Source organism: Microcoleus sp. A003_D6, assembly GCF_036702825.1.
GTDB lineage: Bacteria > Cyanobacteriota > Cyanobacteriia > Cyanobacteriales > Microcoleaceae > Microcoleus.
The window spans coordinates 14,442-26,966 of the sequence record NZ_JAUBWA010000042.1 but is presented as its reverse complement, the minus strand read 5'-3'; the positions used below and the strand labels follow the sequence as shown (position 1 = coordinate 26,966).

The 12,525-nt window shown below is 47.3% G+C and carries 15 protein-coding genes and 1 pseudogene; 10 read left to right on the top strand and 6 right to left on the bottom strand.

Features of this window, described 5'->3' with window-relative positions; all coding sequences use genetic code 11:
- Positions 1-6 precede the first annotated feature (6 nt).
- Positions 7-318 (top strand): S-layer protein, encoded by a 312-nt coding sequence (locus tag QUB70_RS13735; protein WP_332981063.1) that lies wholly within the window; start codon positions 7-9, stop codon positions 316-318.
- A 137-nt stretch (positions 319-455) separates the two neighbouring features.
- On the opposite strand, the gene QUB70_RS13730 is transcribed toward QUB70_RS13735, so the two are convergent.
- From QUB70_RS13730 to psbH, 4 genes are all read right to left on the bottom strand, one after another.
- The gene (locus QUB70_RS13730) at positions 456-722 is read right to left on the bottom strand and encodes a DUF3146 family protein (protein ID WP_332981061.1); all 267 of its coding nucleotides are present in this window, start codon (positions 720-722) and stop codon (positions 456-458) included.
- Complete coding sequence (gene pth / locus QUB70_RS13725) at positions 719-1,378, bottom strand: aminoacyl-tRNA hydrolase (protein ID WP_332981060.1); 660 nt, start codon at positions 1,376-1,378, stop codon at positions 719-721. The genes QUB70_RS13730 and pth overlap by 4 nt, the downstream gene beginning before the upstream one ends.
- Positions 1,379-1,639: a TatA/E family twin arginine-targeting protein translocase gene (locus tag QUB70_RS13720; protein ID WP_332981058.1), complete on the bottom strand. Its 261-nt coding sequence runs from the start codon at positions 1,637-1,639 to the stop codon at positions 1,379-1,381.
- 151 nt (positions 1,640-1,790) lie between these two features.
- Complete coding sequence (gene psbH / locus QUB70_RS13715; RefSeq protein ID WP_172189685.1) at positions 1,791-1,994, bottom strand: photosystem II reaction center phosphoprotein PsbH; 204 nt, start codon at positions 1,992-1,994, stop codon at positions 1,791-1,793.
- Between the two features lie 213 nt (positions 1,995-2,207).
- Here psbH and psbN point away from each other — a divergent pair, with 213 nt between their 5' ends.
- The 8 genes and pseudogenes from psbN to QUB70_RS13675 all read left to right on the top strand — a co-directional run bounded on the left by psbN (position 2,208) and on the right by QUB70_RS13675 (position 10,058).
- Positions 2,208-2,339, top strand: a complete 132-nt coding sequence (gene psbN / locus QUB70_RS13710) for a photosystem II reaction center protein PsbN (RefSeq protein ID WP_193971847.1) — start codon at positions 2,208-2,210, stop codon at positions 2,337-2,339.
- Positions 2,320-2,559 carry a hypothetical protein gene (locus QUB70_RS13705; RefSeq protein ID WP_332981055.1) on the top strand — a complete coding sequence of 80 codons (240 nt, stop codon included), beginning with the start codon at positions 2,320-2,322 and terminating at the stop codon, positions 2,557-2,559. The genes psbN and QUB70_RS13705 overlap by 20 nt, the downstream gene beginning before the upstream one ends.
- A gap of 138 nt (positions 2,560-2,697) precedes the next feature.
- Positions 2,698-3,798 carry a chorismate synthase gene (gene aroC / locus QUB70_RS13700; RefSeq protein ID WP_332981054.1) on the top strand — a complete coding sequence of 367 codons (1,101 nt, stop codon included), beginning with the start codon at positions 2,698-2,700 and terminating at the stop codon, positions 3,796-3,798.
- A gap of 1 nt (position 3,799) precedes the next feature.
- On the top strand, positions 3,800-4,711 hold the full coding sequence (locus QUB70_RS13695; RefSeq protein ID WP_332981052.1) for an MBL fold metallo-hydrolase: 912 nt from the start codon (positions 3,800-3,802) through the stop codon (positions 4,709-4,711).
- 632 nt (positions 4,712-5,343) lie between these two features.
- Entirely contained in the window at positions 5,344-6,267 is a 924-nt protein-coding gene (locus QUB70_RS13690; RefSeq protein ID WP_332981049.1) for a hypothetical protein, read from the top strand.
- 186 nt (positions 6,268-6,453) lie between these two features.
- Positions 6,454-7,717: pseudogene (locus QUB70_RS13685) on the top strand (RNA-guided endonuclease InsQ/TnpB family protein); the annotation flags it as partial.
- Positions 7,718-7,721: 4 nt separating this feature from the next.
- Complete coding sequence (locus tag QUB70_RS13680) at positions 7,722-7,868, top strand: hypothetical protein (protein WP_332981047.1); 147 nt, start codon at positions 7,722-7,724, stop codon at positions 7,866-7,868.
- 129 nt (positions 7,869-7,997) lie between these two features.
- Positions 7,998-10,058, top strand: a complete 2,061-nt coding sequence (locus QUB70_RS13675; protein ID WP_332981045.1) for a ShlB/FhaC/HecB family hemolysin secretion/activation protein — start codon at positions 7,998-8,000, stop codon at positions 10,056-10,058.
- A gap of 136 nt (positions 10,059-10,194) precedes the next feature.
- Here QUB70_RS13675 and QUB70_RS13670 read toward each other — a convergent pair whose 3' ends face one another.
- Together QUB70_RS13670 and QUB70_RS13665 are read right to left on the bottom strand one after the other, a co-directional pair.
- On the bottom strand, positions 10,195-10,593 hold the full coding sequence (locus QUB70_RS13670) for an alr0857 family protein (RefSeq protein WP_332981044.1): 399 nt from the start codon (positions 10,591-10,593) through the stop codon (positions 10,195-10,197).
- 339 nt (positions 10,594-10,932) lie between these two features.
- Positions 10,933-11,448: an HNH endonuclease gene (locus QUB70_RS13665; protein WP_332981043.1), complete on the bottom strand. Its 516-nt coding sequence runs from the start codon at positions 11,446-11,448 to the stop codon at positions 10,933-10,935.
- 569 nt (positions 11,449-12,017) lie between these two features.
- Here QUB70_RS13665 and QUB70_RS13660 point away from each other — a divergent pair.
- Positions 12,018-12,353, top strand: coding sequence for a hypothetical protein (locus QUB70_RS13660; protein ID WP_332981042.1), 336 nt, complete (start codon positions 12,018-12,020; stop codon positions 12,351-12,353).
- Positions 12,354-12,525: the final 172 nt, after the last annotated feature.

The following is a 12,525-nucleotide window of genomic DNA, read 5'->3' as shown; positions in this document are numbered from 1 at the left end:
AATTATATGCTTAAACTCAGAATCGTTTCCACAATTATATTGCTAATTAGTGCCAGTTGTTCATTTCCCGTACAAGCACAAAATCCTGCACAAATAAAGCAAAATAATTCTTTAGTTCAAGTGCAGACAACGCCAGAACAAATTCTCAATGCTTGCGTGCATAATCAGGTTGAAACCCTGCCCAATCCTTTTACCGATGTACCTTCCAATCACTGGGCTTACAAAGCTGTTTTGACAATGTATTATTGCGGGGCTTACCGAGAAGCGACGCCACCTGCTTTAATTAAAGAATTGCTGGAATCAACACAAACAAATTGACCATCCCGAATTTCATCTGCGTTAATCGGCGTTCATCTGCGGTTAAAAAAACAAAAACCGCAGATGTAAGGCAGATAAACACAGATAAACGCAGATAATTTGAAGATAATTTGGGAATGAGTGCAAGAGGTATATTTTTAAAACTCAGCCCGAACCGTAAACGAATAATCCCCACCAGGTTCAAGCTGATAATCCCATTTTTCCAGAAAGCGGTGCAGCGGTTCCTGAATCAATGCCCTACCCTGAGAAGGCTCGAGTATCAGTGTTTTTTCTGCCGTGAAACGCCACTGAAACTGCCACTCAAAATTGCCGGCACTTACTTCACCCTCAATCGTGCCTTTTTGCCAAGATTGGCCAGTAACCCGGACATATGCAGTTGTTTCAGGCAAACGTCTCGAACTCACCTTTTTGTTTCCGCGTTTGTTTCTGCAATTGTACGACTATTGTAAAGGCTCATGGCTTTTTCTACTCCTTGGTGCAGGCTTAGTTCCACAGCTTCTACAACCAGTTTAAGCACTTTCTCTACTAACTGACTTTCCTCTGAGGAAAATTTTCCTAAGACGAAGGAAATCGTATCTTTCTCATTTTTAGCATCGTTTTGAGGTTTGCCGATGCCAATCCGCAAGCGGGGAAATTTGTCTGTCCCCAAATGAGAAATTGTCGATTTCATGCCGTTGTGCCCGCCGGCTGAACCGGCAAGCCGCATTCTCAATTTCCCGATCGGCAAATCCATATCATCGTATACTACTAATACCGACTCCGCAGGTATTTTGTACCAATCCGTCGCCGCCCGAATCGCTTGACCCGACAAATTCATGTAAGTCAGCGGTTTCAGCAAGCGGATTTTCTGTCCCCGCGGCCGATTTCCCTCGCCAAATATGCCTTGAAATTTGCGATTTTCCGAAAGCGAAATCTGCCAAGATTGAGCCAAGGCATCGACAGCATTAAAGCCTATGTTGTGTCGGGTGCGATCGTATTTAGGTTCGGGATTTCCCAACCCAACTATTAGCTGGGGAATCACTAACTCCGCTGGTGTTTCCGACTTCTGAGTGTTGTTCATTTAACTGTCTGTGCTATCTTCCTTGGGATTCGCCGCCGCGAGTTTTTCAGTTTCCGGTTTGCTGCTAGTTGCTACTGCTTCTTCTAACTGCTTAGCTTCCCGCGTGAACTCCGACTCAAAATCCCGCGAAGCATCTTGAAAGCCGCGAATTGCCTTCCCCATACTCCGGCCGATTTCAGGTAATTTTTTGGGGCCGAATACCAATAGGGCGATCGTAAAAATAACGGCCATTTCCGGCAAACCAATGCCAAAAATATTCATGGTTTTTCTCCTGCAATTTGTTTAGTTACTTCTTGTTTATTTATGCCAAAAGTAATCGTAAAGGGTAAGGAAAAACGGGAAAACTTACCTTTTACCCTTTCTCCTCAACCCTCAGCTTTTACTTTTAGCCTTACTGTTTTGCGATCGAGTTTTAGCGGCCGAGACTCGACCAATCCATATCCACATTCTCCAGAATCAGCGAAGAGTTGTAGATTTGCAAAATAATCAACAAGAACACGAAAAACAGTCCAATGAACACGCTCATCAACAGCGTGGTTCCCCAGCCGGGGGCTACCTTGCCGTATTCCGAGTTAAGGGGTTTGAGTATATCTCCTAACCAAGTCCGTTGTGCCATAAGTCACCTGCAATGAATCTCTACAGAAAAGTTTGACATATTTCTACCGCTAATTGCGATCGCAATTTCTCAGAAATGCGGCATGAAGGACTCGGACAACGGGGAGTGGGGGTTGGCTGCCATACCGTACAGCGCCTAAAATCACTAGACTTTCAGACGGATTGTTATTTTTTGTAATATTATAGAGTGGATAACTCATAATCGCTCCCCAATATGGAACCAGCAGCAGTTCTAGGCATTTCTCTCGGTATGTGTCTGGTGGCAATCACCGGCTTCTCGATATACACGGCTTTCGGCCCTCCCGCTAAGGAATTGAGAGATCCTTTTGAAGAACACGAAGATTAGAGATGAAGGAAGAAGGAAGAAGGAAGAGGGAAGAAGGAAGAAGGAAGAAGGAAGAAGGAAGAAGGAAGAAGGAAGAAGGAAGAAGGAAGAAGGAAGAAGGAAGAAGGAAAATTTTCCCAATTCTCCCCCCTCTCCCCCTCTCCCCCTCTCCCCCTCTCCCAATTCTCCCCCTCTCCCCCTCTCCCTCTCTCCCCCTCTCCCCCTCTCCCTCTCTCCGTAGCGATCGAACTTCTGCGACGCGCGATCGACCGTTCGCCTGCTGCTGAATGCTATATTTTTTTTAAATACGCTAAATCTATATTTGAGAAATCTATCTTCCAGTTAAAGTAAAAATTATCAAGTTTCAGGCAAAAGCATCATGGGCAATACCTTTGGGCATTTATTTCGGATATCGACATTTGGGGAATCTCACGGCGGCGGTGTCGGAGTAGTAATTGACGGTTGCCCGCCCCTGGTGTCGATCGACGCATCGGAAATTCAAGCGGAACTCGATCGCCGCCGCCCCGGGCAAAGCAAAATTACCACGCCCCGCAAAGAAGCAGATACCTGCGAAATTCTGTCGGGGGTGTTTGAAGGCAAAACTTTGGGAACGCCGATCGCCATTTTAGTCCGCAATCAAGACACTCGCCCCCAAGATTACGGCGAAATGGCGACAACTTACCGCCCTTCCCACGCAGACGCTACCTACGATGCCAAGTACGGAATTCGTAACTGGCAAGGCGGAGGTCGATCGTCCGCGAGAGAGACAATAGGTAGAGTAGCAGCAGGGGCGATCGCTAAAAAAATTCTCTCTCAAGCAGCAGGCGTAGAAATAGTCGGCTACGTTAAACGCATCAAAGACTTAGAATGCGTCGCCGACCCGGACACTGTTACCTTAGAACAAGTAGAAAGCAACATCGTCCGCTGTCCCGATGCCGAATGTGCCGAAAGAATGATTGAACTGATCGAAAAAGTTCGCGATAGCGGTGATTCGATCGGCGGTGTAGTCGAATGCGTCGCCCGCAATGTACCCAAAGGTCTGGGAATGCCCGTATTCGACAAACTCGAAGCCGACTTGGCCAAAGCCATCATGTCCTTGCCCGCCAGCAAAGGTTTTGAAATAGGTTCGGGGTTTGCCGGGACTCTGCTTAAAGGCAGCGAACACAATGATGAATACTATACTGATGAAGAGGGAGTAATTCGTACAGTAACGAATCGCTCCGGCGGCATCCAGGGTGGCATTGCTAACGGTGAAAATATCATTTTGCGGGCAGCATTCAAGCCAACTGCGACAATTCGCTCGACCCAGCGTACAGTTACCCGAGAGGGCGAAGCCACGTTGCTTGCTGCCAAAGGACGGCACGATCCTTGCGTTTTGCCAAGAGCTGTGCCAATGGTGGAAGCAATGGTAGCTTTAGTGTTGTGCGACCATCTGCTGCGCCATCACGGACAATGTGGAACCTTAAAGCCTGAATTTTAAAATGGAAATCAGCTTGTCCTCTGTAGCGGCAACTCCCCTTGATTGCCCTCAACCCTCCGAATCAATAAAAGGTATAGATGATTTTGTAGTACAGTTTTGGGGCGTGCGGGGCAGTGTTCCCACACCCGGACAGGAAACTGTTCGCTACGGCGGCAATACTTCTTGTTTGGAAATGCGAGTCGCTGGCAAACGCTTGATTTTTGACGGCGGAACTGGCTTGCGGATGCTGGGAGACCAGTTGCTGCAAGAAATGCCCGTGCAAGCTTATATGTTTTTTACTCACTATCACTGGGATCACATTCAAGGGTTCCCGCTGTTCGCCCCAGCTTTCATCCGCGGCAATAGTTTTGATATCTACGGGGCGACTCCGCCGGATGGAGATTGCATGAAAAGGCACTTCGTCGAACGGGTGCTGCACTCGAATTCGCCGGTGCCGCTGATGGGTTTGCAGGCAGATTTGAATTTCTACGAACTCAATCACAACCAGACGATGATGCTGGACGATATTGAGATTAGGACTGGTTCTCTGAATCACCCGAATACTGCTATGGGATATAGGGTGACTTGGCAGGGGCGATCGGCTGTTTACTGTTCTGATACGGAACATTTTCCCGATCGCCTTGATGAGAATATTTATAATTTGGCCCTCGACGCTGACGTGCTGATTTACGACGCGATGTACACAGACGAGGAATATCACAACCCCAAGTCTCCGAAGGTTGGTTGGGGACACTCGACTTGGCAGGAAGCGGTGAGAATGGCGAAGGAGGCGCGGGTGAAACGAGTGGTGATTTTTCACCACGATCCGGCTCACACTGACGATTTTCTCGATCGCATCGCCGAAGACGTACAAATCGCTTTTCCGAAGGCTGTCATGGCTCGCGAGGGTCTTATTTTGCCGATCGGCTTCTGAATATTGCTTCCGGGTCGATCGAACCATCAACCGATCGAACCATAATTGTTATGTGAATATGTGGAGCTGGGGGCGAAACCAGCTCCACAATTTTTTTTAATACGCACCAAACTCTTAACTGCATGGTATAATTCTTGCTTGTTAAGTTTTTAGGCAGAGTATTTAAGGTTTTTTTTATTCTTCAACCGCGTCCGCAAGACGCCAAGACGTAAGATAATTGGAGAATTGCCAAGGGTGAAAAGGAGACTGTTTTGAATGTCAACAAACACGGGGAGGCGAGGATCTCGCACGCCAGAGTGCCAGTAGAAGTGCCAGTAGACTTCCAGAAGCCTTGTTACAGATTTAATTATTAAGGACAAAAACTGAAGTTATAGCTCGGATCAAATAAAAGCGCGATCGGTTTTTTCGGATCGTGAATATTGACAAATCTGAAAAGCTCTTAGCTTTTCGCTACAAGCTGAGAGATTTTTCAGCAGTCAATTAGACTAACAAGAAAGAAACGATCGCTCTTTGGTTTGGCAGTAGCTGCGGCAAGCGAATGTTATGACTTGACTATCAAAATGGGAAATTTACGTTTTAGATCTTCAGCAAATCAATACAGATGGATTGCCTTAAGCAGTTTTGCTGTAATTATGGGCATTTCAGGGGCCCTTGCCTACCGCCTAGCCCCGCCGCCCGGATTCCTGGCTCAAGGCACTCTCACTTCTAACAATCCGCCAGTAAAATTTTCGAGCACGGGCACGACAATTCTCAAGCAGGGGGAGCAACTGACTCCGGAGGTTCTGCTGGCAGATAATGTTGTCAAAGCAGTGGCAGATGCAGTTAAGCTGTCGCCTTCTCAAGTTCGACAAAATGCTAGCGTCAAAATTTCCAAGCCGGAACAACCCCTAGAGATTGCTGTTGGGTATCGCTCGCTCGATCGGGAACAAGCAATCCAAACGGCGGATATGTTGATGAAGGGCATGGTTGAAAAAAGCCGCCTAATTAACAGATATCGGTGGCAATCAGTCAATCAGTCGCTCAACCAACGCTTGGCACAAGTCACTCAAGACCTGAAACAAGCTCAGCAAAAACTTGACCTATACGAAAGAGAGCGCGCTCGCCTGTTGCAGCAAATGAAGCTTCAGCAAGACTTTTACAACAAAACTCAGCTTGCAATGGCGGATACGCAAGCGTCGGAAAAAGAAATGGTGAGCAGTTTTGCCGCCGCTACAGTGCCGCAAATTGTGGCTACGCCCACGAGCGATCCGACAGTGCCTCTGATTTTGGGAATTGGCCTGCTGTTGGCAATTTTGGTCAGCCGCGGTTTGATTCCTTCGGTGGCGGATTGGAGGTACAAAGCAGCTTTTCAGCGAGAAGAGAGCGAAAGGCTCCAGAGTGCTTTGTACCGACTGATCAAAGAAGGCCGCGGCGAAATCACTCTGGTGCGGTTTGCGATGGAGACGCGACTATCGCCGGATGTCGCTCAGCGTTTTTTGAACCAACAAGCTGAAGTCTTTAATGCCAATTGCGAAATTAAAGACGACGGCAGCATCTTGTATCACTTCCACATTTAAAGGGCTGCGGGCGATCGCCCTCCACAGAAAAAGGCAAGCCGATCGGGCCTTCACTGCTCGCTCGACTTGCCTTTTTGGTATTGTAAAACTTCATTGAGTTTATAAGCAATTATAAACAATAATGGTATCATATCGCTATGAATGTTGAACAAGGAATACGCACAACTCAAAGAACGGAAGTCTCAAATGCAGCTAACAGAGAGGCACATCATTAAATCGACGGAACACCGTTTCGCCCAAATAGACGAACTAGCTTTTTTGTCCAAAAATCTCTACAATGCCGCCAATTACGTCATTCGTCAGAGCTTTATTTATGGATGGGGCTATATCGGCTACAACGAAATGAATCGCTTGATGAAGTCTCACGAAGCTTATAAGGCAATGCCTGCCAAAGTAAGTCAGCAAATCTTAATGGTTTTAGACAAGAATTGGAAATCGTTTTTTGAAGCCGTTAAAGCTTACAAAGCTGACTCTACTAAATTCACTGGTCGCCCGAAACTGCCAAAGTACAAAGATAAAACTAAAGGGCGAAACATTCTCGTCTACACAATTCAAGCAATTAGCAGCAAACAGTTGAAGAAAGGAATCATTAAACTTTCTGGCACTGAACTTTCAATTAAAACCCGACTCAATCCCAGCCAGATTTGTCAAGTTAGACTGGTTCCCAAATGTGATTCCTATGTAATTGAGGTGATTTACGATGAACCGGAGTCCACCATCAGCAATGCCAACTCTGTAGCTAGTATTGATTTAGGACTGGATAATTTAGTAGCGCCAACTTCAAATCAACCGGGATTTGTCCCTTTGTTGATTAACGGGCGACCATTAAAATCGATTAACCAGTTTTACAACAAACGCAAATCCCAATTGCAATCCCAGTTAAAAGGAAATCGTCAAACCTCACCCAGAATTCAGCGATTAACTCGCTGTCGCAATCAGAAAGTTGATAATTACTTGCATCATGCTAGTCGTGTGATTGTTGACCATTTGGTAGTGAACCAAATTGGAACGCTGGTCATCGGCAAAAATGCACAGTGGAAAACCGATATCAATCTAGGTAAACAAACTAACCAAAATTTTGTCAGTATTCCTCACTCTCGATTAGTTGAGATGTTAGAATACAAAGCTCGGCTGGTAGGAATCACGGTAATTGTACAGGAGGAATCCTACACATCCAGAGCAAATTTTGTGGGATTAGACCCAATTCCTGTTTATGGAAAAACCGAAAAAGAGCCTGTGTTCACTGGAAAACGGATCTCGCGAGGATTGTACAAAACATCGACGGGTCGGTTAATCAATTCTGACATAAATGCTTCGTACAACATTCTCAGAAAAGCAATCCCAAATGCTTTGTGCAATGGGATAGGGAGCTGCGTAGTTGGGCCAATGCGGGTTAATCCGCTCAAAGTAAAACAGAAAGGGGAGGGCCGACGCCTCCCATGTCATTGCAATAAATGACTATAGTTTTACCAGCTATGGCTTGTGCAGCAAGTACCAAAAACCAGGTTTCGATCGCGGTATTTGGCAGCGCCACAGATGATTTTGGCCTGTTCCGGGTTTTTTGGTCGATCGTCCTAAATCAATTAAACTTTTTGTGCTGAGCAGTTCGGACTCTTAGCCTCTTGAAAGACAGACTGTTGAAATTTTTATGGTCAAATTGCGCCTAATACTAAATGATAAACTGGCAGAGTTAAGCAGCAGACAAACTTATTTTAGAGAATTTATAAATTATGCGCCCGATTCCAAATATTGCCATATTTCGGTTGGGGATTTCACTTCTAACTGCGCTCCCGATCGCTTGCTTTTATGCCCATCAAGCTATATCCCAAACTTCCAATATTTCTCAGTTGCCCGCCGCTGCTGACAACTCAGCAGATCCGGGCAACGAAGTATTAGCACTGCAAAGACTGGAAATCCAGCAGGATGAAACTGCAACAAACTTCAATCAACTCCCGGATTCGAGCCAGAGCAACCCTGAACCAGAAACACAATCGAACCGCGCCGAGAACAGGCAAGATGCCTGTTCCACAATTGATGAAACTGCTTGTGGTGCGGGCATCTTGCCCGAAGCAAAAAATCTGGTTGACAGCGAGCCAAAATGTCAGAACCAGCTACCTTGCAATGTTTTAGCCCAGAACCCACCCTCGGCGCCTCCAAACCTGCCGCCGCCGCCGACTCAGCCAGATCCAAATCGCGATCGATTTTTGCAACCAGCCCCGCAGCCTTCCCCAGAACCTGCCCAAATACCGCCAACAGTAGGGCCCCAACCCCCGTCGCCAGTTCCTGTGCCGCTGCCGAATCAGGTAATTCAGGTGCAGAAAATTCAAGTAGTTGGCAGCACAATTTTAAGCCAAGACGAAATTAATGCCTTAGTCAAGCCGTTAGAGGGGCGTTCGACCACCCTAGAACAGCTCAAACAAATCGCCGACAAAATTACCGAAATTTACCTCAATCGCGGCTACATCACTTCGAGAGCAGTCTTGCCGCCCCAAACTATCACCGCAGGGGTAGTCCAAATTCAAGTTATCGAAGGCAAGCTGGCCCGAATTGAGGTAGAAGGAACTAAAAGATTGCATCCAAGTTACATCCGCAGCCGGATTCGACTCGGTGCCCGAATGCCTTTAAGCACAGCTTCATTAGAAGACCAACTCCGGCTGCTGCGAGTCGATCCTTTATTTGACAATGTAGAAGCCAGCCTGCGGGCTGGGGATAATGAAGGCGAGAGCATTCTGATCGTCCGAGTCTTGGAAGCTAATCCGTTTCAATCTAGTTTCAGCTTTGACAATTACTCCCCTCCCAGCGTCGGTTCCGAAAGATTGGGAGTTAGTTTGCGGCACCGCAATATAACAGGAAATGGCGACGAACTTGCGGGGGCTTATTACCGATCGCTAGGCGATTCAGACGTGTTTGATTTCAGCTATCGCGTGCCGCTAAATGCAATGAACGGCACTTTGCAATTGAGGGCGGCACCGAACCGCAACAGTATTGTAGAAGAACCTTTTGACACTTTTGACATTTCGGGCAAATCGCATTTATTTGAACTCAGTTACCGCCAGCCGCTGCGGAGAACGCCGATCGAAGAATTTGCCTTATCTGCCGGTATTACTTATCAGACAGGCAGAACTTTTCTCGCCGGCGAACCGTTTCCTTTTGGCATCGGCCCGGACTCCAAAGGTGTCACGACTACGACTGCAATTAAGCTGGGACAAGATTACATTCGGCGCGACCCGCAGGGTGCTTGGGCCTTGCGATCGCAATTTACGATCGGCACTAGCTTGTTCGATGCTACTCAAAACGAAGGTTCTGTTCCTGACGGACAATTTTTTAGTTGGCTGGGTCAAGTGCAGCGAGTGCAGCGATTGAACGACAAACATTTATTAATTTTGCAGTCAGACTTGCAGTTGTCAGCTAATAGTTTGTTGCCTTCGCAGCAATTTGTAATTGGCGGCGGGCAATCTTTGCGCGGCTACCGCCAAAATGTCCGTTCTGGCGATAACGGCTTCCGAGTTTCGATCGAAGATCGGATTACTTTGCAGCGGGATGCTTCGGGAAATCCCAAACTTCAATTAGCTCCTTTTTTGGATGCGGGTACGGTATGGAACGTTGCGAACAATCCTAATAAATTAACCAATCAAACATTTTTAGCAGGTGTGGGTTTGGGGGTAATCTGGGAACCGATACAGCGGGTGAACCTGCGCGTAGATTACGCTTTTCCTTTGGTGAGAATTAGCGATAAAGGCGACAATCTGCAAGATAACGGCATTTACTTCAACATCATTTATACGCCATAAGGGGAGATGGGGAGATGGGGAGAGGGGGAGAGGGGGAGAGGGGGAGAGGAGAAAATTGGGAAAATCTTCCTTCTCCCCTCAACATCGATCCGTTACATCCCGCACATTGCTCGTTGCCGAACTTCTTTCACCCATGTTAATCGCCGACTTCCCCGACAACCTCCGCAGCAGCCTGAGTTTCGAGCCAGAGTTTGAGCAGCAAGAACTCCGCCCGATCGCCCAACACAGTCGCAAACACCCCATCAGCCCCCTCAGACGCGCTAGAAATCCACGTACCGCGCAGAGTTACTTCTACAAAGTCAGCATCAGCAACACAAAGGGCGATCGAATCAGTATCATCTCGGCGGGCCTCAGATTCTAACAGAGACAGCGCCGGCAAATTCGCCGGCAGCAAAAATGCCGCAGTGCTCGGTTCGACGCTGATGCTTTGACCAACTCGCATAGCCAGCACAACTCGCAGCGCCACTAACTGTTCGGGAGATTGAGCCAAACGCTCCAGGTTAAAGCCCGTTTCAGTGTAAGTCAACTTCAGCATATTGACAGCCCTAAATTTGGAATTGAAAATTTGTCAGTAGTCAGTAGTCAGTAGTCAGTAGTCAGTAGTCAGTTGTCAGTTGTCAGTAGTCAGTTGTCAGTTGTCAGTTGTCATTAATCATTAGTCCTCAGTCTTCAGCCAATGACTTCACAAGGCGCAAGGCATTAGTCATGAAGCATTCTTCATAATTAAAGAATTAAAGAAAAATTTGGAATTCAAGAATTTTCCTTGTTTGTCAATTCCACAAAAAACTCCTTTTGACTAATGACAACTGACCAATGACAACTGACCAATGACAACTAACAACTGTCAACTGTCAACTGTCAACTGACTACTGCCCTATTCCCCAATTTGGTATTCGTGCCAAAACAGTTCGGCAAAAGCAACAGTGGGGTGTATGGGGGCCTTCGGCTTAGTTCGCAGAGGCATTCCAGCTTCTACGGGAGTTCGATCGCCCTTACGAGAGTTGCACCGTTCGCAAGCAGTCACCACGTTGTCCCAAGTATGCGGCCCGCCCTTCGATCTAGGCATCACGTGATCCAGCGTCAAATGCCGGTTGCTGCCGCAGTATTGGCAAGAATGAACGTCGCGGCGCAGAACTTCCCGGCGATTGACCGGCGGCACTTTCCAAACCCGTTCCCTGTTACCAAAAGTCAAGCGGATTTGTTCGGGTACGTGGATGCTGCTGCTGGGCGATCGTACCAGCCAGCCGTTGCCAATGCTAAAATCCAGAGGTTCAGCCTTGCCTGTTACCAAAAGTACGATCGCCCGTTTGATGTTGACACGGCTCATCGGTAGGTAATTCTGAGAAAATACCACCACAGATTGCCTCAATACATCAGTTACTACGGTCACGGCTTGCTCCTCCTCATCAATTTTGGATTTTAGATTTTGGATTTTAGATTTTGAATTTTTGGGTGCTTCATCAGTATTGGCTACATCTGGTTTTTTGCCAGTTCCCCAAGCCGATCGAATTTCTCAAATATCCAATCAAATGCCCCCGCTTCTAAGTAAGAGAAGCGGGGGCCAGAAAAACTGCGTTCATGCAAATTTTCATCCTGTGTTGGTACAGTCGTTTAGCTGTACCTCCCGCTTCGCGTATCTCGATGTGGCTGTGCCACTCGCAGACCGTCTCGGTCTACCTCGTTGTAATTAATTTCTGCAATTTGTCCTAATCCACTATAACCGGGTTTAATTGAGCCCCGGCCCGCCCGCGAGGTCGCTGCGACGGTCGCCAAACCCGTCCTAAAGACGTGCTGTAACGACTCGGAGCGACCCCTGGGGCGATCGCACTTCAGTTGATAGGTGGAGTAGGTGGGGAGAAATTTCAAAGTCGGCAGAAGGTGGTTAAGAGGCTTTCAATCTAGCTGTAAACATACTACACTGATATTACACAGATGTCCACCCGTCACGGAGAAAAAATTATGCATACCCTACCTAGAACCTCAACCACCGAAATGGAAGTCACCAGCATTCGACTAGAAAGAGAGCTCAAAGAGAGACTCAAAGAGATCGCAGGCAATCAAGGCTATCAAGCTTTGATTCGAGATTTGCTCTGGAATTACGTGGAGCAGAAGTCTGGAGATTATCGCCAGATGTTTTCTCGATCGGATATTCGAGCCAGCATTAATGCCACAGCGCAGCAGGAGGAACGCTGCGCGCTTACAGGAGAGTTGATCCGACCGGGCGGGCCGATGTTGTTAGGCTTGACGATGCACGGCGAAATGGTGCCGCTGAGTATAGGGAGTATGGCTGGATAAACCAGTTTATCGAAAATTTGCCAGAGCGATCGGCCTGGGGTGAAGGCCCCAGGCGCTGAAGATCGTACTATTTTAGATTTTAGATTTTAGATTTTAGATTTCGGAATGGCTTATAAGATAAGGGTTTGGAGCTTGTCGAGAGTTGCATTGTTTTTGGGAACTGGCATAACAA

Bases quoted from the DNA above. Each gene is read 5' to 3' on its own strand.
- QUB70_RS13675 (WP_332981045.1), top strand. From the start codon at position 7,998: ATGCGCCCGATTCCAAATATTGCCATATTTCGGTTGGGGATTTCACTT.
- QUB70_RS13670 (WP_332981044.1), bottom strand. From the start codon at position 10,593: ATGCTGAAGTTGACTTACACTGAAACGGGCTTTAACCTGGAGCGTTTG.
- QUB70_RS13660 (WP_332981042.1), top strand. From the start codon at position 12,018: ATGCATACCCTACCTAGAACCTCAACCACCGAAATGGAAGTCACCAGC.
- QUB70_RS13720 (WP_332981058.1), bottom strand. From the start codon at position 1,639: ATGAATATTTTTGGCATTGGTTTGCCGGAAATGGCCGTTATTTTTACG.
- QUB70_RS13690 (WP_332981049.1), top strand. From the start codon at position 5,344: ATGGGCATTTCAGGGGCCCTTGCCTACCGCCTAGCCCCGCCGCCCGGA.
- psbN (WP_193971847.1), top strand. From the start codon at position 2,208: ATGGAACCAGCAGCAGTTCTAGGCATTTCTCTCGGTATGTGTCTGGTG.
- QUB70_RS13735 (WP_332981063.1), top strand. From the start codon at position 7: ATGCTTAAACTCAGAATCGTTTCCACAATTATATTGCTAATTAGTGCC.
- psbH (WP_172189685.1), bottom strand. From the start codon at position 1,994: ATGGCACAACGGACTTGGTTAGGAGATATACTCAAACCCCTTAACTCG.
- pth (WP_332981060.1), bottom strand. From the start codon at position 1,378: ATGAACAACACTCAGAAGTCGGAAACACCAGCGGAGTTAGTGATTCCC.
- QUB70_RS13680 (WP_332981047.1), top strand. From the start codon at position 7,722: ATGACTATAGTTTTACCAGCTATGGCTTGTGCAGCAAGTACCAAAAAC.
- QUB70_RS13695 (WP_332981052.1), top strand. From the start codon at position 3,800: ATGGAAATCAGCTTGTCCTCTGTAGCGGCAACTCCCCTTGATTGCCCT.
- aroC (WP_332981054.1), top strand. From the start codon at position 2,698: ATGGGCAATACCTTTGGGCATTTATTTCGGATATCGACATTTGGGGAA.